Below are 23,713 nucleotides of genomic sequence, written 5' to 3' on the forward strand. Positions count from 1 at the left end.
ATATCACAACAAGAATACCGGACGATGGTTGTTTGAAGACCTCATAAAAAAAAGAAAGCCGCCTTAAAGCATTCTTTAAGACGACTTTCAACTTTTAACCAAACCTAACCCTAAACTATGAGAAAACTTACTCAATATTTTTATTGACACATCTGTGTCTAACTTTCAAATTTTAATACGTAAGAAGTAGATTTTTGTTTCAACCTTTTCCCTTATTCTCACATTGCAAATGTAATTGGTTTTATCACTAACGCATAATAACGAACGTTAAAAGAAGTTAAAATCAATATCGCCAATATATTACTTTTTGAATATCAATTCTTTTTAAAAATTATAACTAAATGTTATATTAAAATTTTCCCGAATCTGCACTTTTTTAGACTCGTTTGTAAAATACCTCAGGTGTGCTAATATCCTCGTCGACAGGAAGCGGTTGATTCGCAAATCAGCAATAACCTCCCAGTCTACCTGTACTTGTCTGTCTTTTCCCTCATCAACCTTACCCAAGTATTGATAAAACGCATCGAGTCGTGATGTTAATTTAACTTCCCGTGATAATTCATAGGATAGATTATTAACAACCGAGAGACCATTAACCACATGGCTCATCCTATTTTTTGACACGCCAAATTTGGTTTGATCAAACTTGGTTGTATCGGCTACCAATGTTAAACGCGAGGTAATAGGCGATAAAAGGAGCGTAAAGTTACTATTGGGTTTGTAGTCCATACCAACTGCAAATGACATGTATGCCGGTGCCATAAATCCGGATACCGGATCTTCTTCATCATTATCGTAACCGTAAAACAGCTGTGTTTTAAAGTTGTACAGAAAACTATAATACCATTTCTTCGATGCTTTATGACCGTATTTGGTATTGATCTCTATCAAGTCGGTATTTACTCGTCCTTTTTCTGTTTCGGTAGAGATAATGCCAACTTTATGAATAATGTAGTTATCCCAATCGTGTTTCCCTTTCTTATAGTTTGCCGTCAAACGCAAGTCACTCCCCAGACTTATACTACTCTCACCTCCTTTGACCCAATTCTCAACATAGCCTTGAGAGAAGAGGATATTTTCGGTTCCCTTAAATGTCCATGGGCCTGCTGTAACCTTAATCTTTTCAAGACTCGGACGAGCTTCTACCGAATTATCACGCAACAAAAGACTGATACCTTCACGCGCCGAACGACGTTTTAAATTACGCCCAATCTTAGGCGGATCAGGAATGGAATCCCATGACAAGCCAACCTGATCAAGGTGGCTAAATATATAATCCTCATGCACCTCTTTAATGAAGTATTGCTTCTCAAACACCTCTTCACTCTGATTGGAAAAGGTCTTAGAGTTCATCAACTCTTGAAACTCCGCAATGGCTTCTTTACTATAATTTGTAGGTTTAAAATCAATTATAGGATACTCTGGCACCTTAAATTTTGCACTAAACTTATAGGTTTTAACAGGATAGTCATGTAAAGGCGGAAATAAATTAGTATCGAACAGCTGCTCCTTATCTATCTGCTTTTTGAAAAATTCTGCCAAAAACAGCTGATCAAAAGCCGGGTATCTGGAAGTATTATTTTTATACAGCTCTTTCTGCCAATGTGCGGTTCTCTCATTATTTGCCCAATAGCTCCAATCCACCATACTCATTTGTCCGTTCATTGACTGCATACTAAGCCCAAATAAGCTCAACGCAAATAAATGAAATAAGTATGTCCTAATACATCCCGTCATATAAAAGCGGCTGTTTTGAGAATCGTTGATATTTAATTTAAACGCAAAAATAACAGGATATCTTTTAAACCCGAAAATGAATGGTGTTGTAAATAGTTTAAAAGACGCTTGAAATGTTCATATCAAAGCTCTAAAACAACCATTAATGCAACTAACCCATAAGCCCTGACAACAAACAACTTACAATCACCACCCCACACCATAACCAGCTAAACCACTCATCAGTTGCACTTTACACTACGCCAAGATGTAAGCAGCAGACGATTAAAACATGACTTATTACAAATTATCACTTGTTGTTTTTATCAAATGCAATAGTTTTTTACATTTGCAACATGAATTATTTTTTGATGGCAAATATTAACATACAATCTGCATTGTCTGTTCGGGTTTTCATCAATATTAAAAACCGCGACGAGTTTACCTGCTAAAGTTGGCCACCTGCCAGTGCCTCTATTTTTCTTTTTTTACGTAATTCATTTGTTCATCGCTACACCTACAGGCTGATGCCGGGTATTAAGCGATTTGAACAACCGATATATTATAACATATCTAAAAAAATATACAATGGAACTTCCTTTTTCAGAATCGTTTAAGATTAAGATGGTTGAACCAATCCGCAAAAGCACTCGCGAAGAGAGAGAAACATGGATTAAAGCAGCCAAATACAACTTATTCAACCTTCGTAGCGACCAGGTATTCATCGACCTGCTAACCGACAGTGGTACCGGCGCGATGAGCGATCGTCAATGGGCAGCAATGATGCTGGGTGATGAGAGCTATGCTGGTGCCTCATCGTACTACAACCTGAAGAATGCCATTAAAAACATCCTTGGCTTTGAGTACTTTTTGCCTACTCACCAGGGACGGGCTGCCGAAAACGTATTATTCTCTGCCTTAGTAAAAGAAGGAGATGTTGTACCTGGCAACTCCCATTTCGATACCACCAAGGGACATATTGAATTTAGGAAAGCAACAGCAATTGATTGTACCATCGATGAAGCTTTTGATACTACTATTGATCACCCATTTAAAGGTAACCTCGATTTAAACAAATTGGAGCACGTGTTGCAATCTCATCCGAAAGAAAACATCCCGATGATTATTGTAACGGTGACGTGTAATTCATCAGGCGGACAACCTGTATCGATGCAGAACATGCGCGATGTGTATGCCATGGCTAAAGAGTATGGCATCCGTGTATTATTTGATTCTGCCCGCTTTGCCGAAAATGCCTACTTTATCAAACTGCGCGAAGAAGGCTATGCTGACAAAAGCATCAAAGAGATTGTTAGGGAGATGTATACCTATGCTGATGGCATGACCATGAGCAGTAAAAAAGATGCCATTGTTAACATGGGCGGTTTCATTGCTTTACGCGAAGAAGAGCTATTCAAAAAAGCCAGTCAGTTTAACATCATCTACGAAGGATTTGTTACCTACGGTGGCATGTCGGGCCGTGATATGAATGCATTAGCTCAAGGTTTAGATGAAGGTACCGAATTTGATTATCTGGAGACACGCATTAAACAGGTTGCCTACTTAGGTAACAAGCTGAAGGAATTTGGTGTACCGGTACAGGAACCATTTGGTGGCCATGCTATTTTTGTAGATGCCAAACGTTTTTTACCACACATCCCAAAAGAAGAATACATTGCTCAAACATTGGCCATTGAGCTATATAAGGAAGCTGGTATCCGAGGCGTTGAAATAGGCACCCTATTGGCCGATCGTGATCCGGGGACACGTGAGAACCGATACCCTGCACTGGAACTGCTGCGACTGGCTATTCCACGACGCGTATACACCAATAACCACATGGATGTGATTGCTGTAGCACTTAAGAACGTATTCGAACGTCGCAATGAAATTAAACGTGGTTATGCTATCCTGGAGGAAGCTCCAATTATGCGCCACTTCACGGTTGAATTAGCTCCTACAGTTAAAGAAACCGTCTAATTAATACTCAATCACACACTTAAGGTTGACTCATTCGTGGGTCAACCTTTTTTTTATTCGAAGCTTTGCATGCCCCTGATTTTTTGGCTTGTTTTGTATTCCGTTAAAATAGCGGTAAACCAAAGCAGCCTGCTAATGGTTGTACTTGTCAATAAACGAATCAACACCAATGAAAGACCTCACTATAGGTAATGAAGCGAAGCTTATATTCAAATTTGCCCTACCTATGGTATTTGGCAACCTGCTTCAGCAGCTATACCATTTGGTCGACAGCATTATTGTTGGTAATTACTTGGGCAAAGAGGCTCTGGCTGCATTAGGTGCTTCATCCCCTATCTTTTATGCGCTAATTGCCTTTGTTATTGGTATTGGCAGTGGGGCTACTATTATTATCAGCCAGTATTTTGGCGCCAAAAATATTGATAAGGTCAAAAGAGCCATTGACACCACCTATATCTTCCTGTTTGTTGCATCCATAATAATTACAAGCATAGGCATTTTCTTCAGTGAAGAGATTTTCAGACTATTGCACGTTGAAGAAAAAGTAATACCCCTGGCCACCGAATACTTTAACGTGTTTATGATTGGGATGATTGCCTTCTTCGGGTTTAGCGGCACCTCCTCCATACTGCGTGGACTTGGTGATTCAATGACTCCACTCTATTTTATGGTAATCGCCACTTTTGTTAATATCGCACTCGACATTATATTTATTGTGGTGTTTAACTGGGGCATTAGCGGTGTGGCATATGCAACAGTAATAGCACAGGCAGGTGCTTTTATTTCAGGAGCCATCTATCTGAATAAAAAGCATCAGATTATCTCCTTCAATGTATTTAAGTTCCGCTTTGATAAGGAACTATTTCTTCAGAGCATACGCATTGGCTTACCAACCGGTTTTCAGCAAACATTTGTAGCATTGGGAATAATGGCACTTATCCGCATTGTGAACAACTTCGATACGGATGTACTTGCAGCTTTTTCGGTTGCCAGCCGCATTGATGCCTTAGCCGCCATGCCAGCTCTCAACCTGGCAAGTGCACTATCTGCTTTTGTGGGGCAAAACCTGGGAGCACAAAGAGTTGATCGCATTAAAAAGGGACTGCGGGCCACATTATTTATGGCTTGGGGCATGTCGCTAATAGTTATGCTGACAGTAATTTTCTTTGGCGAACATATGATGGGAGCTTTTACAAAAGATCAATCGGTCATTGACCATGGCGCCAATTACCTGGTTATAGTGAGTTCATTCTACATGATATTCTCCACCATGTTTGTAATGCATGGCGTACTGCGTGGCGCCGGCGATACGCTTATACCCATGTTTATAACCCTTTTTTCTCTTTGGGTTATACGCATTCCGTTTGCATTGGTACTGTCCAAACACTTTGGCGTTAACGGTATCTGGTGGGCCATACCTATTGGATGGAGCATGGGACTACTAGGCTCCTTATTTTACTACTTTACGGGTCGCTGGAAATACAAAGGTGTGGTAAAGCAACAGGCTAAATAACTACATAGCATTTAGCCTCGCTTTAAAATCTTTAGCAGTTGTTATTACTTCAAACTGCTTCGGCAAGGCTGGCTTCAATTCCCTTACCTGCAATCCGGTTACAAAAGACGTAACAGCAGGTACACTCTCTTCAATCCCTTTCAGAATGGCTTCTATATCCTCTTTTTTACCCGCAGATACAAAAGAAGTAAACATGGCATCAGCCTTACGAACATCAAAAACAACCTTAAGGTCTTCAACAGGAACAGACGCTCCCAAATAAATGACACTAAATCCTTCTTTACGGGCAATTAAACTGTAGAAAAGTAAGCCAATTTCATGCAGTTCATTCTCGGGCAAAAAGAAAACAATTGTTTTATCAGCTTTGGGAATAAAATTCTGCATCTCATTATCTATGGCTACAATCAGTTTTTGCCTGATGAGATTAGATATAAAATGCTCCTGCGCCGGATTAATGGTGCCTGCCTGCCAAAGTATGCCAATTCTATCGAGGAATGGAAATAAGATGACCTCTACAGTTGCTTCAAAGCCTAGTTTTATGATGGAGTTGGTCAATACATTTGTAAATTTACTTTCATCCATCTCAAGCATGGCTACCAGCAAGCTTTCGATTTGAACATCTGTATTACGGGTATCCAGGCACAGATCAATCACACGCTCGCGCAGCTGCTCCTCAGTCATATCGGCTATCTTCGATATTTTATACCCGTTCTGATTCAGAATCGACACATTTAATATACGTTTTAAGTCATCGTCATCGTAATAACGAATATTAGTAGACGTACGTTGTGGCTCAATAAGATTATACCGGCGTTCCCATATTCTTATTGTATGTGCCTTAATACCTGAAATTTTTTCTAAATCTTTTATCGAATAAAATGCCATACCTGGTTACAATAATTTTAGATGTTACTCTATCGTTGGATCTTTAACGCTTAGTCATTAAATAATGTTCATGGTTGCTATTTAAACTACGAACAAAAAACAAGGGGGTATTGCTACCCCCTATCACGCTCGATTAAAAATCGACAATTAAGGAATAATCACCTTATCAATTACGTGTACTATTCCGTTCTTACCTTGAATATCTGCAGCAACCACATTAACAACTTCATCAATGGTAACACCACCATCAACAGCAACTGCTAAGGTCTTTTGATCATTAAGGGTTGGCACAGTACCATTGCTTAAATCCGTTGATTTAACGTTACCACTAACTACATGAGCTAATAGAATAGGTGTTAAGTCTTCTTTCGTCAGGTCATCAATACCAGTGATGTTTAGCTCGGTAAACAATGCATCAAATGCAGCATTAGTTGGAGCAAACACTGTAAATGGACCATCGCCTGACAGAGCATCGACCAACTCAGCCTTAACAACTGCCTGCACTAATGTGCTGAAATTTGAATTATCAATGGCAATGTCAACAACACTAGGTGGCATAATCACTTTGTTGATGGCATGAATAATACCGTTGGTGGCTACTACATCCGTAGCTATAACCTCACTATCGGAATTCAAAAATACACCACCTTCTGTATCCACCTTTAAGCTAATGGCATTATCAAAAGCAGTACTTAGGGTTGGAAAATACCCTGCTTCCACCATTGACGCTGGTATAACACCCCCCATAGCATGATAAAGAATTACTGAGCTAAGTGTTTCTTTCGAAAGATCATCCAGGGTAACTCCAAGATCCGTAAAAAACATCTCGAAAGCGACGTTTGTTGGTGCAAACACAGTATACATTGCTGACTCATCATCTAAAGCACCAGCTAGTTCAGCTTTGGTTACACCAGCTACTAATGATGAAAATGCAGGATTGGCCACCGCATGGTCTGTAATGGTCATTGGCAACATCACCTTATCAATCACGTGGATAATACCATTATCAGCCTTAATGTCGGTAGCGGTTATTTTAGCTCGGCCATTAATCGTGGCTGAACTCATATCTACATAAAATGACAGACCATATCCATCTTTTGGGCCGTCGCTTAAAGAACTATAGTAGCCCGTTTCGATCATATTCGCCATTTTTGACCCTGACACAACGTGATATAGTAATACACTCGTCAGCACATCATTAGGAATATCATCTAACCCTGCAACATTTAATTCTGTCAGCAAAGCCGTAAAAGCATCATTAGTTGGCGCGAACACTGTAAATTCATTGTTCTCTGACGCTAAATCATCATCTAAACCTACTTTCTGAAGTGCAGCAACCAAAATACTGAAATCTGCATTACTGGCAGCAATATCAGTTATGGTCATCGGATTTTCCGGCATAGGATCATCATTCCCTGAATCATCATCGTCTTCACACGATACATTTGCAAAAGCTAGTCCTAACATTAATATTAGTACCCAAATGTTTTTTCCAAAATTGTCAATTACTCGTTTCATGTCCTTAATATTTAGATTATTTAATTGGTGATTTGTAAGGTAAACTGGACACTAAAATTTTTGTTTAATCTTTTATTATTTTTCTTAGTCATTTTCCGCTATTCTAAATAAATCATTCTGATTGTTTGATGTTTATGAAAATAATTTAGACAAAAATAAATCCTCACTTTTAACTGTTATCGATTTACATAGTCAAGTAGTGGAAAAAGATTACCTTTGCGCTTTACTTGAAATAATTGAGACCTATGATTCAATCAATGACCGGTTATGGGAAAGCCGTTTGTGAGCTTCCTAACAAAAAGATTAGCATTGAGATTAAATCACTAAACAGCAAGCAGCTTGATTTAAATACACGGCTGCCAAACCTTTACCGGGAGAAAGAAATTGAAGTAAGAAGCCTTTTGGGCAAGCAGCTTTCGCGCGGAAAAATAGACCTTAGTTTTTATGTAGAAGCGGCTACCTCTGATAAGATTACCAAAATTAATCAACAGGTTATCGCTAATTATCATGCTCAGCTAAAGTCTATAGCCACTGATCTTGGACTGGAGCAATCAACCGATTACCTGAAAGTGATTATGCCTCTTCCGGATACCGTTAAGGTTGAACTGGCCGAGCTGGACGAACAGGAATGGAAAGCGATTACTGAAACCCTTCGTGCTGCCATTGCCGACATTATAGATTTCAGAAGAAGAGAAGGAGCCGCCCTGGAAGCCGACATTAAAGAACGCATACAGCTGATTGGCGAATTACTGACAGAAGTACCCAAGTATGAAACTCAGCGGATTGAGAAAATAAAAACACGCATACGCGAAAACCTTGAAGAACTGGGACAAAACAATAAGATTGATGAAAATCGTTTTGAGCAGGAAATCATCTTCTACCTTGAGAAGCTTGATGTAACTGAGGAAAAAGTACGCTTGAGCAACCACCTGGAGTATTTCATGGAAACCATTGATAGCAAAGAACCTGTTGGTAAAAAATTGGGATTCATCACCCAGGAGATCGGCCGTGAAATAAACACGCTGGGTTCAAAAGCCAATGATGCAGACCTGCAAAAAATAGTCATCAGAATGAAGGACGAGTTAGAGAAAATTAAGGAACAAATTCTGAACGTTTTATAAATATAAGCACATTCTCCCCATTTTAATGAAGGACTTTTGTTATCACACCACTGTCAACAAAATGAATAAACAAGGTAAGCTCATCATATTTTCAGCCCCGTCTGGTGCTGGCAAAAGCACTATTGTACAAGCACTACTGAATAAAGGATTTGATCTCGAATTCTCTATTTCAGCCACCAGTCGCGCTCCACGTGGCAATGAAAAACACGGCGTGGAATATTACTTTCTGTCGCCTGAGGAGTTTAAGAAGCGAATTAATCAGGATGATTTCTTAGAGTGGGAAGAGGTGTATGAAAATACCTTTTATGGTACCCTCAAGAGTGAAGTAGAGCGCATCTGTTCCAAAGGCCAGAACATTGTTTTTGATGTAGATGTAGTTGGTGGTGTTAATATCAAAAAGATGTATGGCGACAAGGCGCTGAGCCTGTTTATTCAGCCCCCATCGGTTGAAGAGCTGCGTAACCGGCTACAGAACAGAGGTACTGACTCAGCCGAAAAGATAGCTATGCGAATAGCCAAAGCTGAAAAGGAACTTGCCTTTGCACCTGATTTTGACAAAGTCATTGTCAATGATAACCTTGAGCATGCCTTACAAGCAACAGAAGCAGCACTAAATGACTTTTTAAATAAATAGTACATGAAGCAAGTAGGTCTCTTCTTTGGTTCATTCAATCCCATTCACATAGGCCATTTGGCGCTGGCCAATTATATGCTGGAATTTGAAAACATTGAAGAGATCTGGTTTGTGGTTAGCCCGCAAAACCCTTTTAAAAATGCTGATGAGCTGTTAAGTGCCGAACAAAGATTGGAGATGGTGTGCATTGCCACCCAAAAAGAGCCAAAGTACCGGGCTGAAGATATTGAGTTAAGTTTACCAATACCATCTTATACTATTGACACGCTTAAGGCCCTGGAAAAGAAATACACGGATTGTTGTTTTAGTATCATCATGGGCGCCGACAACATTGCGCGCTTTGAGCATTGGAAATCGGCTGAGGAAATAATAGCCAACCACCGTATATACGTGTATCCACGCCATGGCACCAACCTGCATAGTCACACACTTACCCACAACTGCAAAATAACAGCTGCCCCCCTCATTGAAATTGCGTCATCAGATATTCGACAGTGGATAAAAGAAGGTAAGCAAACCCCATTCTTTTTACCTGCCAAGGTGTTTGAGTATATCCAAAGCAAAGGATTATACCTTGATGATAAAAACTAAAAAAGGCCGGCAGCACGTTAGCTCACCGACCTTTTTCATAACTAAAGGTATAAACTAATACTTATTAAGTACGATATAAACAGGGAAGTGATCGCTATAGCCACCATCGTATCGCTTACCTACATAAGTGCGGTAAGGGTAGCCTTTATACTTACCATCTGCCACCTTCAGGCGATCATGATTATAGATGTATGCTTTCTCAAAACTCAGTCCCTTTTCTGCTTCCATCATGCCCTGAGTTAGAACAATCTGATCAAACATATTCCAAAAGCCACGGTAACAAAGCGTTCCTACTCCTTCAATATGCATATCGGCATAGGGATTATATAAATCTTTTGCTTCATTCAACTCAGCTGCCTTAACGGCTTTCAACACTTCCTTAACACTAATATTATCCGGATCATCATTCAAGTCGCCCATCAAAATTACGTTTGCTGCATTATCAATGGCTTGTAACGAATCAACAATGGCTCGGCTTAGCTCCGCCGCCGCTCTGCGCGAAGGTCGACTACGCTCCTCACCTCCGTAACGCGAAGGCCAGTGATTAACAACTACGTGCACCTTTTCACCCAATAGCAATCCTGACACCAATAGCTGATCGCGCGTATAAATGCGCTCGCCGTCTACCTGATCGTATATATAAAGTGGCCGTGCTGTTACATTTTCCACCTGAAAAAGCTCTGGACGATAAAGCAGAGCCACATCAATGCCTCTCTTATCAGGCGACTCCTGATGAACCACCTGATAGCCCAAATCAACAAGGTGTTTATTCGCAATGAGATCATTGACTACATCAACATTTTCCACCTCACACAGCCCCATAATAGCCGGACCGCCCTTGCCAATGGTATCACCCAAACTGGCTATTACTTCTGCCATATTATTCAACTTGGCTGCATAGCGAGCTGATGTCCACTGCTTAACACTCTGCGGAGTAAATTCCTCATCATTAACACCAGATGCGTCAATGGTATCAAACAAATTCTCCAGATTATAAAAACCAATGACGGCTTGCTGGTCATGCCTTCCATCAGCGCGCTTTCCGATGTTACAACCAGAAACAAGCACCAGAAGGACCATAAAAACAACAGAATGCTTAATTGTTAACATATACAAATCAGGTTTAGGGCCGAAAATTAGTAATTTAAGCAGAAACATCACAGCTTCAATAGCTAATTTTCAACATTTTAATAATCAAATAACTTTGGAAATAAAATCACAAACAGACCTATTGGTCTATCCGATAAATGTTTAAATAACAATTTTAGACACAAAAAATAATCAATAACAAAGATGATAAGAGTATTGCCAGTTATCCTTTTTTTTTGTCAATTTGCAATGATGACCTCAATGACGAGGCAGAGTTATATGCATTAGTAAAAACGAAACATTAGGTTTTTTATTACAACTTATCAAATGGGTAAAGTTTTAATTATTGGAGCAGGTGGTGTTGGCACCGTTGTAGCTCACAAAATGGCGTCATTGCCAGATGTATTTTCTGAAATAATGTTGGCCAGCCGTACCAAAAGTAAATGCGATGCAATAGCAGAGCGCATTGGTAAGGATCGCATTCAAACCGCTCAGGTAGATGCAGATAATGTACCTGAATTGGTAGAGTTAATTAATTCATTTCAGCCCGACATTGTGGTTAATGTGGCATTACCCTATCAGGATCTGACTATAATGGATGCCTGTTTAGAAACAAAAACAGCTTATTTAGATACGGCCAACTACGAACCTATTGATGAGGCTAAGTTTGAATACAAATGGCAATGGGCCTACCAGGAACGCTTCAAAGAGGCGGGCATCACTGCTATTCTGGGATGTGGATTTGACCCGGGCGTTACCAGTATTTTTACGGCGCATGCAGCGAAGCACCACTTTGATGAGATTCAATATTTGGATATAGTTGACTGTAATGGCGGCGATCATGGTAAGGCTTTCGCCACCAACTTCAATCCGGAAATCAACATTCGTGAAGTCACCCAAAAAGGGAAGTATTGGGAGAATGGTCAGTGGGTGGAGACTGAACCACACGAAATTCATAGGCCATTAAACTATCCGAATATTGGCGCACGCGAATCATACGTTATTTACCACGAAGAGCTGGAATCGCTTACCAAGAATTTCCCAAGTCTGAAGCGTGCCCGTTTCTGGATGACCTTTGGACAGGAGTATTTAACACACCTGAGAGTAATCCAAAACATTGGTATGGCAGGCATTGAACCAATTATGTATGAAGGCAAAGAGATTATACCGATTCAGTTCCTGAAAGCTGTATTACCTGATCCTGGTGATTTGGGTGAAAACTACACCGGTGAAACATCAATTGGCTGTCGTATACGTGGTTTAAAAGATGGTAAGGAAAAGACCTACTACGTGTATAACAATTGCAAGCACCAGGATGCCTATAATGAAACAGGCGCACAGGGTGTGAGCTACACGACAGGTGTACCTGCCACTATTGGTGCCATGATGTACCTGCAGGGACTATGGAAAAAACCAGGCGTATTTAATGTGGAAGAGTTTAATCCGGATCCGTTTATGGAGCAACTCAACAAGCTGGGCTTACCTTGGATTGAGCAGCACGATGTGGATATTGAATTGTAATCCAATTAATAATAATAATAGAAGCTGTCACTTGTGGCAGCTTTTTTTATGCCACCCTCAGCCACCTGCCAGTCACCCTCACTTCCATTGGTAAAAAGTGTCATCAACATTGGTGTAAATTTGCAACAACATACCTGCACAATTGTCTGCGCCATTGCTGCAACTTTGCAGCAGCATACTTAACCAAATGTCTGGTTCATTGCTGCAAGTTTGCAGCAACGTGGCTACAAACTTGCAGCAGGACATTTCTCCCCCGCATTGAATAATTTGATTTTTAAGAAAGATGTGGTCAATACCAGATTAAAACGCAATAACTTCATAAATGCCACGTAGCGACATTTTAATACTTAATTAACTCCTAACGTTACTGTTTAATATTTTTAATTTACTTTTTTCAACTATTTATCATTTTTCAATTAACTAATGACAACCCCAATTTCATCTTGTTTTCGTCTTAAAAAATCACAATTCCCACTTACAAGCTATGTTTTTAAGAGCTTTACGAGCTTTATTCGATGTTTTTTCAGGACATCCTCACATACGCACAAAGTATCAATATGGCACTTCAGGATACTTTTTACTTATTTTTTGTAAGTTTTTCTTGTTTTTAAATAATGATTCATTACTTTTGAATCAGAAATAAAAACAATTACTCCATTACAAATTAAAAAATTAAATGTCATGTGTGGATTTGCAGTTTATACAGGAAGCGACAAAATGGACAAACTAAAGTTTGCCCGCGAGTTTAAGAAGATCCAATACAGAGGTCCGGATAACTCAATAACCAGAGATTTTGATGACGAAGGATGGATGGGATTCCACCGCCTAAGTATTATGGACGTGTCTGCAAATGGTAATCAGCCCTTAGTTTATAAGCACATTAATTTGGTATGTAATGGAGAAGTATACAATTACAATGCGCTTAGAACTAATTACGAGGAGTCATTTGAGTTTAAGTCGAGCAGCGACTGCGAAGTCATCATTCCTTTATTCTTAGAGAAAGGCATTGAAGAAACAGCCAAAGCACTGGATGCCGAATTTGTGTTTGTGATCTACGACTCTGTAGCTAAAAAATATTTTGCAGCACGCGATCCAATCGGTATCCGTCCACTATTCTATGGTTACTCCAAAGAAGGTGATATCATGTTTGCCAGTGAAATGAAAACCCTGCATGAACTTTGTGCAGAAGTGAAACCATTTCCTCCGGGACATTATTACGATGGTGAAACCATCAAACAATACCGTGACATTTCGAAAGTTGAAAAATTCGTTGACCATGAGCAGGATGAGATATTTATGCACATCAACCACTACCTTACCAAAGGTATTGAGAAACGTTTGCACGCCGATGTACCGGTTGGCTTCCTGCTAAGCGGCGGCCTCGATTCGAGCCTGGTATGTGCAGTCGGTGCACGCATGCTCGACAAGCCTATAAGAACCTTTGCTGTGGGCATTGAAGACGACCCGATTGACACAAAATATGCACGTATTGTAGCAGATTACCTGGGTGCCGATCACACTGAGGTACTGTTTAAGAAACAGGATATTTTTGATTCACTCAGTCACTTAATTTATTGTATCGAAACCTACGATATAACCACCATCAGAGCATCAATGGGCATGTACATGGTTTGTAAATACGTGGCAGAGAATACTGATATTAAGGTACTGATGACCGGTGAAATAAGCGATGAGATATTCGGTTACAAATACACCGATTTTGCACCATCGCCTGCAGCCTTCCAGAAAGAGGCCGAGAAGCGCTTGAAAGAGATTTACATGTACGACGTTCTGCGTGCTGACAGAAGTATCTCCTGCAACGGATTGGAAGCTCGTGTGCCTTTTGGTGACCTTGACTTTGTTGAATATGTGATGAGCATTCGTCCTGAGAAGAAAATGAACTTTACCGGCATTGGCAAGTACCTGCTGCGCAAAGCTTTTGAAGGCGACTACCTGCCAAAGGATATTCTGTACCGCGAGAAAGCAGCATTCTCTGATGCCGTTGGACACAGTGTGGTAGATTATCTGAAGGCCTATGCCGAAGACATGTACAGCGATGAAGAATTTGAGGCCAGAAAAGCGAAGTATACACATGCCACTCCTATCTCCAAAGAATCATTGATGTACCGTGAGTTGTTTGAAGAACACTTCCCTGGCCGAAATCAATCAGTAAAAGACTTCTGGATGCCTAATAAGGAATGGGAAAACTGTGACGTGAACGATCCAAGTGCTCGTGTATTGCCCAACTATGGTAAGAGTGGCGAATAAGTATCAATTTATCATTAGATGTAACACTTGATACATTATTAAATAAGCAAAGCATACCACAATTATTGAATAAACGTTAGCCATAAAAACAAAAGTCTGCATAAGGTCGGGGTCCAATAGGGTTTCGGCCTTTGTAGTATATCAGCTGCAGATTCATTACTTTTACAGCAAAAAGATAAATCAATGGCAATTGACTATACCAAAGTTCCAACCCCAAGCTATGTGCTGGATGAACAGTTGCTTCGCAATAATCTAAAACTCATAAAATCGGTGAAGGAGAAAGCCGGCATTGAAATCATCATGGCCTTTAAAGCCTTTTCAATGTGGAGCGCCTTCCCAATTGTTACTGAATACATTCCTAAGGCTACCGCCAGCTCAATACACGAAGCTCAACTGGCCTACGAAGAAATGGGTGCCAAAGCACACACCTATTCACCTGCATACAAAAAGGATGATTTTGAAACCCTGATGCGCTACAGCAGTCATATTACTTTCAACTCCCTGTCGCAGTTTGAACTTTTTAAGGAGGATATCAAACAATACCCCGAGGAAATATCAGCGGGCATTCGTATTAACCCACAATACAGCGATGTAGAAACTGACTTATACAATCCATGTGCACCCGGATCGCGTCTGGGAGTTATTGCCAGCCAGCTACCCGGGCAGTTACCCGAAGGTATTGAAGGACTGCATTTTCATACCCTTTGCGAATCCACCTCCTACGATCTGGAAAAAACACTTAAAGCAGTTGAAGAGCGTTTCTCCAATTACCTGCCACAGGTAAAATGGATCAATATGGGAGGCGGTCATTTAATGACCCGCAAAGGCTATGACACCGAACATCTGGTGGAGCTACTCAAACGATTTAAAGAAAAGTGGAATCTGGACATCATATTAGAACCAGGCAGTGCTTTTGCATGGGAAACAGGCGATTTAGTTGCATCAGTAGTAGATGTAGTTGAGAACCAAGGCGTAAAAACAGCCATTATGGATGTTTCATTTACAGCACATATGCCCGATTGCCTTGAGATGCCCTATCAACCAAGGGTTAAAAACAGCAAACAGGGGGCCATTGAAGGCATGCACATCTATCGACTGGGAGGTAATAGCTGCCTGGCTGGTGACTATATGGAGTATTGGTCATTTGAGCAGGAGCTTAAGCCCGGTGATAAATTGATATTTGAAGATATGATTCACTACACCATGGTTAAAACCACCATGTTCAACGGGGTGCCACATCCAAACATTGCCATTTGGAATGATGCAGCAGGCCTAAAGATAGTTAAGAAGTTCACCTATGAGGATTACAAAAACAGGTTAAGCTAAAAAGTAAAGAGCGCTTCAAAACAGAGGCGCTCTTCGTTTATCTTTAACCAGTACTATTATTTAATCGGGTACTTCCAGAATAAACGTTCAATCATTTCGTCCATCGCCTTAGTGCGTTTTTCTCCACCCGACGGAGGCGCTATTCCTTCAGCCCGACCTTCCCATATCATTTGCTTCTTTCGCACATCTATCAGGCTAACAATCAGCGTTCCCTCGCGGTAATTATTAACATCGGTGGAAGTATACCAGCCACCCCAACCATAAAAATAGGGGCCATAACCTCCATAGTGCGTATTGGTTACCACGGTTTTTTCTACTGATGTCACATAGCCATTAATAAGCAAGTCTGGCTGAGTTGATAAAACATACCCCCTCTTCTCCATCTCTGTCTGAACAGCATTTTTAACTCGACGCTTATCTAAATCATTCAGCTTAATTTCTTCAAAACTCTCACTAAAATTAAAGGATTGGTAGCCCCTGAAATCTGCTGATGGATCCCAATCTGCAGTTGTCCTTACTGATGAACAAGCTGAAAACAACCATACACTTAGAATAAAAAATACTATCCGTTTCATAACAAACAGTTTAACGTTATACACTCCTATTATTACAAACTAAAAATCATCGCCTTTTAAAACCTCCGGCTGGACGAGCAGCAGGGCGTGTAGCCGGTGTTGAAGGCCGACTCCAGTTCTGCCTGAAACTTTCGTTGGAACGATAGTTATTATAATTTACCGGTGGACTTGCAGGTCGTGTGGCCGGACGAGTTGATGGCTGAGCCGGTGGTGTAGCGGGCCTGGTGGACGGGCGTTGCGTCTCAGGCCTTGTTTCCGGCCTTGTTCCTGGTCGCTGTGTTGGCTGCGTAGGCCGGGTAGACGGACGCGTAGCAGGCCTTGTTTCTGGCCGCTGCACCGGGCGTTCGCCAGGGCGTACATCCGGACGGGTAGCTGGTCGTTCTGCAGGCCACTGCTTTGGAATAATCTTTGATCGATTGTTGTCTATCCTCGCTAAATTTGACCTATCGAGGTAAATATTGTTGTTAATATTCACATTTACTGTACGATTAAAATTATAGTACGAACGCGGATGACGGTGCGCATGACGATAATAGTGATACGACAAATGAGGATATCTGTTTGGGTAATAGCGATGATGCCAGCCAACATACCAATACGAAGGCATGCCAATATAGATAATGCGCCCCCCTGAACCGTAGTAAAAACCTGTATGGTAATACCATGGGTATGGTCGCCAATACGGATAGCTGTACCAGTATGGATAGCCATACCAGTATGAATAATGATTGACATTTACCACCTCCACCTGTTGAGTCACAGGATCGGTTATGCTTTTATTGTTCATCTCCTCCGATGCAAATTGCTCCGCTGCTGCCAGCATTTCCTGGTAAGCCTCTTCATCCTCCTCCATTTTCTGTTGATAATCTTCCAGCTCTTTAGCCTTCTGCACCTTAATCTGATTATGCATTTCTTCCAGCTTAGCTGACATATCTGCCGGATACTGATTATAGACACTTCCGGCCAACCTGGTAAATTCAAGATTATCAGCCATGGTTGCCAACACTTCAGGTGTATCAATTAATCGCTTAATAGCCTCCTGGAATGAACTATCATATTTGCCAATTAGCGTTTCAAAATCATCTTTATTTTTCTGATTTAAGCGACCTATGGCTGTCAATATTTTATGCTGAGAACGTCCATACTTCAATGCTGCCTCATGAATATCCTGAGGATACGCGATTATGATATTCTCAACATCACTTTTTTTCGTCTTTCCATTAATTGTTAATTCCTGAATCAGATCGGGATATCGACTCAACTCATAAATACCAAATTGCTTCTCCCTGTCAAGTCCTTCTATTAAAGCCCTGAACGAGTTTTGCGAGGCCTGCTGCATATCTTTAATCTGCTGCACCACTTCTGGATGCTGGGCAACAGTCAATATATCATTGCGCACAGCTTTGTCATAGCCTGCTAAACCATAAATGAGGGTACTATCCTCCTCAACCACTTTTTTAAACTGTTTCAAATCAGTTTGCGCAAAAGTAGTATTGGCAAAGTTAATTAGCATAACCATGGTAAGTATCATGGTAGCGGTCAAAATATTTAAGTGGCTTCTCATAGCAGTATTTTTTCGAGTTACAAAGTTTTAGATTCAAATAACATGCCATGATGAATATAACAATAATATCACCTGATACAAAACTCCTTACAGTTCTTATAACAATACTGTAAGCAAATTTGCGTTTAAAGCAAAACAAATGCAGAAACTAGTCCATGAAAGCTATTATGATTAACTTTGTCATGGCATCATACTAATACACTAACCATGACCGCACCAAATAAGAAGATAGCCATTATTACGGGTCCAACAAGTGGAATCGGACAGGCCTTTGCCATTAAGCTGGCAGAGCAAGGCTTTGAATTATTGCTTATTGCCAGACGCAAGGAAAAACTCGTTGAGTTATCCAGCTTTCTTTCTGCCAATTACAACACAACGATTAATTACATGGTAGCTGATCTATCGAAAGAAAGCGATATCCAACAGGTAGAACAACGCATTCATTCTCTCCAAAACATTCATTTATTAATCAATAATGCAGGCTTTGGTGTTGCTGGTTATTTCATGGAAGTGTCAATGGAAGAGCAATTGCGCATGATAAACGTGCACCTGACCAGCACTGTGAGGTTCAGCAAAGCTGTATTGCCAGAGATGATTAAGCAACAAACTGGCTATATAATCAACCTGGCATCCTTTGCTGCATTTATGGAGTTACCAGGAAGTGTGATGTATGCAACTACCAAGGCGGCCATCATCAAGTTCAGTCAAACTTTGCAGAGTGAGGTGGGGCGATACGGCATAAAAATTCAGGCGCTAAGTCCTGGTTTTACTCCAACCTCCTTTCATTCCGCCATTGACCGGAAAGCTGAATTCGTCAATCGTGTACCAGATTTTCTATGGACACCTGTTGAACAGGTAGTAGAAGCCTCACTGGCCAACCTGAATAGTAATAAAGTTATCTGCATACCCGGCACTATCAATACCCTTCTGTTCTGGCTTAACAAGTCTCCCCTATTGTCTCGCTGGATTCAACATGTTGCCACTAAAAGGCAAAAGCCTCCCAAAAACTCGGTGCTTACAACTAAAATCTAACTATTGGGCACAAAAAAGCGACAAAAGCCTAATCATGTTTTGACCTTTGTCGCTTTTGATATGCGATACTATTATTTTCTTTCCAGAAGCACTACATTTTCAACATGGTGCGTGTGCGGGAACATGTCCACGGGCTGCACTTTGGTTACTTTATAACGAACATCCAGCATATTAAGATCGCGAGCCTGTGTAGCTGAGTTACAACTTACATAAACAATACGATCCGGTGCCGTGGTCAAAATTGTTTCAACTACATCGGCGTGCATACCCGCTCTTGGCGGATCAACGATCATGACATCAGGATGCCCTTGTTTCTTTATAAAATCAAAGTTGAGTACATCCTTCATATCACCTGCAAAGAAGCTGGTATTATCGATGCCATTAATGGTTGAATTCACCTTTGCATCTTCGATGGCCTCAGGTACATATTCTACGCCAATCACTTTTTTAGCCTGGCGGGCAACAAAATTAGCAATGGTGCCTGTGCCTGTATACAAATCGTAAACGACTTCATGACTTTTAATATTAGCAAAATCACGTGTCACCTTATAAAGCTCATAGGCTTGCTCCGAATTTGTTTGATAGAAAGATTTTGGGCCAATTTTAAATTTCAAGCCTTCCATCTCTTCAAAAATATGATCCTGACCTGCGAAAAGAACAATGTCCTGATCGGCAATGGTATCATTCTTCTTTGAGTTGATAACATACATCAATGATGTTATTTCAGGGAACTTTGCTTGAATAAAATTCAGAAGACCTTCCCGCCATTCTTTATTCTCATGAAATAAAGTAAGAATAACCATTAATTCGCCGGTAGAACTTGTACGAATAATCAGTGTTCTTAAAAAACCTTCCTGCTTCTTAAGGTCGAAAAAGCTTAAGCCATGCTCAAGCGCATAGTCCTTAATAGCCAAACGAACAGCATTGGACGGATCCTTTTGCAAATAGCACTTCTTCACATCTTCAACCTTATCAAACATACCAGGAATGTGGAATCCAACTCCATTACGATGCTCAACAGGCTCATCGGTCTTCAATTCTTCCTCAGATAACCAGCGATTATTCGAGAACGTAAATTCCAATTTATTGCGGTAAAACTCAGTTTTTTCAGAACGCAAGATAGGTGTAACATCCGGCAAAGCTACCTTACCAATCCTGCTTAAGTTATTAACCACTTCACGTTCTTTGTATTTTAACTGATGCTCATAAGGCAATGCCTGCCATTTACAGCCACCACATACACCGAAATGCTCACACATAGGCTCCTGTCGAATACTGCTGTACTCATGAAAAAATACCGGAAAACCTTCGTAGTAGTTACGTCGTTTCTTAGTTACCTGCACATCCACTACATCGCCAGGCACAGTGCGCTGTACAAATACCACCCTGTCCTCAACTCGACACATAGCTTTGCCTTCAGCTGCCACATCTGTTATGGTTACCTTTTTTAATAAAGGTTTACTTTTTCGTGATCGTCCCACTTTCTATCTGTTTTTCGGGCGCAAAATTAGTTAAAAAAGTCCGAAGTCCGAAAAACGAAGTCCAAAGAGAACATAGAACACATTGCTCCCTTCTCATCTTGGTCTTCCATCCTTCGCCTTCTAACTTAAAAAACTAACATTTATCACCATTCCTCTCATCATCTATTATAAATCATTATTTTTGTTCTTCATAAAGCAAAACAAAAACCGAAATTATTTAATCAATGGAACAGCAAGTTTTAACGTACAAAGACATTGACCAGTCTATACTAAAATCACTGCCTAACCCCACGGGACAGGCTTATGAGATTAAGATTAAGATTCCTGAATTCACCTTTCTGGGGGTTAAGAATCAGCCCGACTTTGCGGATGTATTCATCACGTTTTATCCTAAAAAACGCATCATCGAGCTGAAGTCACTTAAAGAATACGTGCATCATCTGCGCAATATCACGGTATCATACGAGCGCCTGATTAACGTATTTTACGACCATCTGGTGGAGGTATACGAGCCGGAGCGCATACGTGTTACCATGATTTGCAACCCTCGCGGAGGCATCAGTTCTAAGTTGACGGTTGACTCAGACTGGAAAGTGCGCGGTGGTGATGAAAAGTTCAGCGATTGGAAGAATAATCTGGAAGATACCTGGCAAGTAACCATGTAATAAATGCTAGCAATCATATAACAATAAAGGCGACCGATGGTCGCCTTTCTGTTTTTATCTATTTTAAATTGTTCTCTTCAAACGGATTATCCTGCAAGGAAGATGAAGACTGTTGAGCTGCCGTACCTCTTGGCGGATCTGGTGGTTCTGTTTCACCAGTCATCAAGATCAGCGATATATCATTATCAACATGATACTCTTCCAAATTGGGACTGCAATATTTCCTCTTTTCTACTTTCATTTTAATTCAGCAGCAAATATAATTACTTTATCAATAACTTATGTGTAAAAACGCCTTCTTTTGAAACAACTTTAATTATTAGTATACCTGTTGCAGGTGCAAATATTTTATTTGTAACATCAGCATTCAACTCTTGCTTAAGCAACTGTTTACCTCCAACATCGAATACTTCTACCATTGGTTCCGACAACATTGGAAGTTTAATATAGATTTCTTTATTTGAATTATATATACGAATGCCATCTCCAATTGTTGCGTCACCAATTGAGGTTGCTTCAGAAGGCATTACATGAATAACAAAGCGATTTTCAAATTGACCAGCTGCTGTGCTAAACTCATATTGCTCACCTGGCAACATAGAGACGGTTTCATTGGTATTCAGATCTTCCAACTTAACTTCAACATCATCAGAGAAATTCTCAATCCCGGATAGCTCAATAAAATATGTTCCACCAACTCCAACCTTATAACCAGTTCTTACTGCTATTCCTTCTACATAATCCTCATATGCATCAATTGCCAACTTCTCATTTGAATTAATAGTATATAATTGCAGTACAGGACTCACATCATTTGATATAAAAAGCTTCTCAGAACGGTAAGTATCATCTCCACTATTAACGCCAGATGCAAAGGCAATTAACATTTCATCCTTCTGACTTAAAGAATTTATTCCACTTAAACGCACACCTGGAATTTTCTTCTGAGACTTTAAATAAGTATATCGTGAGTCTCTCTGCGCTGACTTAGGAACAGTAATACTACCACTCACTTCGTTAATATTAACCTGCACCCATACAGCATGCATACTAGGAATATATCCTGGGTTAGTTGGATCAAGATTAACACTACCCACCCCGTTATAAACACCATACTGTCCGGTATCATTAAGTCTGATATAGAAGTGATTATTCATCTCAGGAGATAGAGATAGTGCATCCCAGTCAATTGCTGCAGGATACGGATTGCCAAATAAGTTCCAGCCATAATTGACATATGATGGCGCAACTGTTCTTTCACAGTTAAAACTATACGATGCTGCATTGTTAATTTGACCACTGAATACCAAATCAGTACCTGATGAACTCCAAACCGAATATCCTTCGGCGGCATTAAACTGATCAGTAGCTCCCATAACCACCCATTTGGTATCTGGCACAAAACGATAAGCACCTCCATTAATTCCTATGCTTAATGGCGTTGCTCCTTGAACCGGACTGGACACATAATAATTGTATGGCTCTGAACTTATTTGTTGATGGATTCTAACCTCTGCATCAACACCCAAATTCAACGTGCCATTATTGATAAAGGTGGCATTACCAACTGCGGATTCGTTGGATGATTGTAACTCAAATATTCCATTTACCCCCAATGTCCCACCTGAAGCAATTGAAACATGTGCTCCAGGCTCAACTATCAGGTGTTCTAAATCTGCAAACCCAGAAACAACAGGCATATTGGCAGCACTGGCAGGTATAATTGTACTGAAGCTCCCAACAATTGTAGCATCCCAGTTGTTTGGATCTGTTGGGTCAGAGCTTACTGAACCATTCCACTTCACAAAGTTATCAGTAGTAAAAATGGTTGTCTGATCACTCGGTTGAGTTCCTGCATCGCCTTCTAATGCCTGAATAGTTACAGTATACTGTGTATTTGACAATAAATCACCTGAAGGAACTATTGTAATAATATCTTTAGAAGCATTAATTGAAGCTGTAAATGGCACAGAACCTCCGGAATAGGTAAAACTAATTAACGACGTTGGATCGGTTATTTCACCTCCGCCTACAAGTCTTACACCCTGATCGTAGGTTGCAACCACATTCGTTTGAATATTGATATCCGTCGCCCCATTAGATGGATTAAAAGTTGTGATTGGTATGATTGGTATAGTTGTAAATGTCCAGTCGCCATTAGTACTGAAACCTGCAAAATCAACGCCTGAGGTGGACTGGATAGCACCCGCATCAATCAAAATATAATACTGTGT

The 23,713-nt window shown here is 40.4% G+C and carries 19 protein-coding genes; 10 read left to right on the forward strand and 9 right to left on the reverse strand.

The features are described from left to right. Positions 1-324 precede the first annotated feature (324 nt). On the reverse strand, positions 325-1,674 hold the full coding sequence (locus tag KDU71_RS18800; protein ID WP_212192652.1) for a DUF3078 domain-containing protein: 1,350 nt from the start codon (positions 1,672-1,674) through the stop codon (positions 325-327). Positions 1,675-2,304: 630 nt separating this feature from the next. Here KDU71_RS18800 and KDU71_RS18805 point away from each other — a divergent pair. Continuing rightward, positions 2,305-3,696 carry a tryptophanase gene (locus KDU71_RS18805; protein ID WP_212192653.1) on the forward strand — a complete coding sequence of 464 codons (1,392 nt, stop codon included), beginning with the start codon at positions 2,305-2,307 and terminating at the stop codon, positions 3,694-3,696. 169 nt (positions 3,697-3,865) lie between these two features. Further along, positions 3,866-5,209 carry an MATE family efflux transporter gene (locus KDU71_RS18810; protein ID WP_212192654.1) on the forward strand — a complete coding sequence of 448 codons (1,344 nt, stop codon included), beginning with the start codon at positions 3,866-3,868 and terminating at the stop codon, positions 5,207-5,209. Here the strand turns inward: KDU71_RS18810 and KDU71_RS18815 are convergent, their stop codons facing one another. Together KDU71_RS18815 and KDU71_RS18820 are read right to left on the reverse strand one after the other, a co-directional pair. Next, positions 5,210-6,094: a MerR family transcriptional regulator gene (locus tag KDU71_RS18815; protein WP_212192655.1), complete on the reverse strand. Its 885-nt coding sequence runs from the start codon at positions 6,092-6,094 to the stop codon at positions 5,210-5,212. 147 nt (positions 6,095-6,241) lie between these two features. Then, a complete protein-coding gene (locus KDU71_RS18820; RefSeq protein WP_212192656.1) occupies positions 6,242-7,612 on the reverse strand; it encodes a fasciclin domain-containing protein in 1,371 nt (456 codons plus the stop codon). Between the two features lie 245 nt (positions 7,613-7,857). Between KDU71_RS18820 and KDU71_RS18825 the strand changes: the two genes are divergently transcribed. The 3 genes from KDU71_RS18825 (at position 7,858) to nadD (ending at position 9,958) form a co-directional block, all read left to right on the forward strand. Continuing rightward, positions 7,858-8,733, forward strand: a complete 876-nt coding sequence (locus tag KDU71_RS18825) for a YicC/YloC family endoribonuclease (RefSeq protein ID WP_212192657.1) — start codon at positions 7,858-7,860, stop codon at positions 8,731-8,733. Positions 8,734-8,794: 61 nt separating this feature from the next. Beyond that, on the forward strand, positions 8,795-9,367 hold the full coding sequence (gene gmk / locus KDU71_RS18830; RefSeq protein ID WP_212192658.1) for a guanylate kinase: 573 nt from the start codon (positions 8,795-8,797) through the stop codon (positions 9,365-9,367). 3 nt (positions 9,368-9,370) lie between these two features. After that, on the forward strand, positions 9,371-9,958 hold the full coding sequence (gene nadD, locus KDU71_RS18835) for a nicotinate (nicotinamide) nucleotide adenylyltransferase (protein WP_212192659.1): 588 nt from the start codon (positions 9,371-9,373) through the stop codon (positions 9,956-9,958). A gap of 54 nt (positions 9,959-10,012) precedes the next feature. Here nadD and KDU71_RS18840 read toward each other — a convergent pair whose 3' ends face one another. Next, complete coding sequence (locus tag KDU71_RS18840) at positions 10,013-11,068, reverse strand: endonuclease/exonuclease/phosphatase family protein (RefSeq protein WP_212192660.1); 1,056 nt, start codon at positions 11,066-11,068, stop codon at positions 10,013-10,015. 306 nt (positions 11,069-11,374) lie between these two features. On the opposite strand from KDU71_RS18840, the gene KDU71_RS18845 reads away from it, so the two are divergent. Beyond that, entirely contained in the window at positions 11,375-12,568 is a 1,194-nt protein-coding gene (locus KDU71_RS18845) for a saccharopine dehydrogenase family protein (RefSeq protein WP_212192661.1), read from the forward strand. A gap of 5 nt (positions 12,569-12,573) precedes the next feature. Here KDU71_RS18845 and KDU71_RS18850 read toward each other — a convergent pair whose 3' ends face one another. Then, entirely contained in the window at positions 12,574-12,723 is a 150-nt protein-coding gene (locus tag KDU71_RS18850) for a hypothetical protein (RefSeq protein WP_212192662.1), read from the reverse strand. Between the two features lie 526 nt (positions 12,724-13,249). Here KDU71_RS18850 and asnB point away from each other — a divergent pair. Both asnB and nspC read left to right on the forward strand, forming a co-directional pair. After that, positions 13,250-14,836 (forward strand): asparagine synthase B, encoded by a 1,587-nt coding sequence (gene asnB, locus KDU71_RS18855; protein ID WP_212192663.1) that lies wholly within the window; start codon positions 13,250-13,252, stop codon positions 14,834-14,836. A gap of 183 nt (positions 14,837-15,019) precedes the next feature. Beyond that, complete coding sequence (gene nspC / locus KDU71_RS18860; RefSeq protein WP_212192664.1) at positions 15,020-16,162, forward strand: carboxynorspermidine decarboxylase; 1,143 nt, start codon at positions 15,020-15,022, stop codon at positions 16,160-16,162. Between the two features lie 56 nt (positions 16,163-16,218). On the opposite strand, the gene KDU71_RS18865 is transcribed toward nspC, so the two are convergent. Then, positions 16,219-16,737, reverse strand: coding sequence for a DUF4136 domain-containing protein (locus KDU71_RS18865; protein ID WP_212192665.1), 519 nt, complete (start codon positions 16,735-16,737; stop codon positions 16,219-16,221). 46 nt (positions 16,738-16,783) lie between these two features. Next, complete coding sequence (locus KDU71_RS18870) at positions 16,784-18,301, reverse strand: DUF3300 domain-containing protein (RefSeq protein ID WP_212192666.1); 1,518 nt, start codon at positions 18,299-18,301, stop codon at positions 16,784-16,786. 207 nt (positions 18,302-18,508) lie between these two features. Here KDU71_RS18870 and KDU71_RS18875 point away from each other — a divergent pair, with 207 nt between their 5' ends. Next, the gene (locus KDU71_RS18875) at positions 18,509-19,333 is read left to right on the forward strand and encodes an SDR family NAD(P)-dependent oxidoreductase (protein ID WP_212192667.1); all 825 of its coding nucleotides are present in this window, start codon (positions 18,509-18,511) and stop codon (positions 19,331-19,333) included. 71 nt (positions 19,334-19,404) lie between these two features. On the opposite strand, the gene rlmD is transcribed toward KDU71_RS18875, so the two are convergent. Continuing rightward, positions 19,405-20,814 (reverse strand): 23S rRNA (uracil(1939)-C(5))-methyltransferase RlmD, encoded by a 1,410-nt coding sequence (rlmD, locus tag KDU71_RS18880; protein ID WP_212192668.1) that lies wholly within the window; start codon positions 20,812-20,814, stop codon positions 19,405-19,407. A 224-nt stretch (positions 20,815-21,038) separates the two neighbouring features. Here rlmD and queF point away from each other — a divergent pair, with 224 nt between their 5' ends. Next, complete coding sequence (gene queF / locus KDU71_RS18885) at positions 21,039-21,479, forward strand: preQ(1) synthase (RefSeq protein WP_212192669.1); 441 nt, start codon at positions 21,039-21,041, stop codon at positions 21,477-21,479. Positions 21,480-21,742: 263 nt separating this feature from the next. On the opposite strand, the gene KDU71_RS18890 is transcribed toward queF, so the two are convergent. Further along, on the reverse strand, positions 21,743-23,713 hold a 1,971-nt coding region (locus tag KDU71_RS18890; RefSeq protein ID WP_212192670.1), incomplete at its 5' end, for an Ig-like domain-containing protein.

This window comes from Carboxylicivirga sediminis (genome assembly GCF_018156225.1).
In the GTDB taxonomy this organism is placed as follows: domain Bacteria; phylum Bacteroidota; class Bacteroidia; order Bacteroidales; family Marinilabiliaceae; genus Carboxylicivirga; species Carboxylicivirga sediminis.

What these genes read in the sequence shown, in the direction of transcription:
- KDU71_RS18820 (WP_212192656.1), bottom strand. Translation starts at nt 7,612, where the DNA reads ATGAAACGAGTAATTGACAATTTTGGAAAAAACATTTGGGTACTAATA.
- KDU71_RS18870 (WP_212192666.1), bottom strand. Translation starts at nt 18,301, where the DNA reads ATGAGAAGCCACTTAAATATTTTGACCGCTACCATGATACTTACCATG.
- nspC (WP_212192664.1), top strand. Translation starts at nt 15,020, where the DNA reads ATGGCAATTGACTATACCAAAGTTCCAACCCCAAGCTATGTGCTGGAT.
- KDU71_RS18810 (WP_212192654.1), top strand. Translation starts at nt 3,866, where the DNA reads ATGAAAGACCTCACTATAGGTAATGAAGCGAAGCTTATATTCAAATTT.
- KDU71_RS18800 (WP_212192652.1), bottom strand. Translation starts at nt 1,674, where the DNA reads ATGCAGTCAATGAACGGACAAATGAGTATGGTGGATTGGAGCTATTGG.
- KDU71_RS18825 (WP_212192657.1), top strand. Translation starts at nt 7,858, where the DNA reads ATGATTCAATCAATGACCGGTTATGGGAAAGCCGTTTGTGAGCTTCCT.
- nadD (WP_212192659.1), top strand. Translation starts at nt 9,371, where the DNA reads ATGAAGCAAGTAGGTCTCTTCTTTGGTTCATTCAATCCCATTCACATA.
- KDU71_RS18840 (WP_212192660.1), bottom strand. Translation starts at nt 11,068, where the DNA reads ATGTTAACAATTAAGCATTCTGTTGTTTTTATGGTCCTTCTGGTGCTT.
- KDU71_RS18850 (WP_212192662.1), bottom strand. Translation starts at nt 12,723, where the DNA reads ATGGCGCAGACAATTGTGCAGGTATGTTGTTGCAAATTTACACCAATG.
- KDU71_RS18875 (WP_212192667.1), top strand. Translation starts at nt 18,509, where the DNA reads ATGACCGCACCAAATAAGAAGATAGCCATTATTACGGGTCCAACAAGT.
- KDU71_RS18805 (WP_212192653.1), top strand. Translation starts at nt 2,305, where the DNA reads ATGGAACTTCCTTTTTCAGAATCGTTTAAGATTAAGATGGTTGAACCA.
- KDU71_RS18845 (WP_212192661.1), top strand. Translation starts at nt 11,375, where the DNA reads ATGGGTAAAGTTTTAATTATTGGAGCAGGTGGTGTTGGCACCGTTGTA.
- asnB (WP_212192663.1), top strand. Translation starts at nt 13,250, where the DNA reads ATGTGTGGATTTGCAGTTTATACAGGAAGCGACAAAATGGACAAACTA.
- gmk (WP_212192658.1), top strand. Translation starts at nt 8,795, where the DNA reads ATGAATAAACAAGGTAAGCTCATCATATTTTCAGCCCCGTCTGGTGCT.
- KDU71_RS18815 (WP_212192655.1), bottom strand. Translation starts at nt 6,094, where the DNA reads ATGGCATTTTATTCGATAAAAGATTTAGAAAAAATTTCAGGTATTAAG.
- KDU71_RS18865 (WP_212192665.1), bottom strand. Translation starts at nt 16,737, where the DNA reads ATGAAACGGATAGTATTTTTTATTCTAAGTGTATGGTTGTTTTCAGCT.
- queF (WP_212192669.1), top strand. Translation starts at nt 21,039, where the DNA reads ATGGAACAGCAAGTTTTAACGTACAAAGACATTGACCAGTCTATACTA.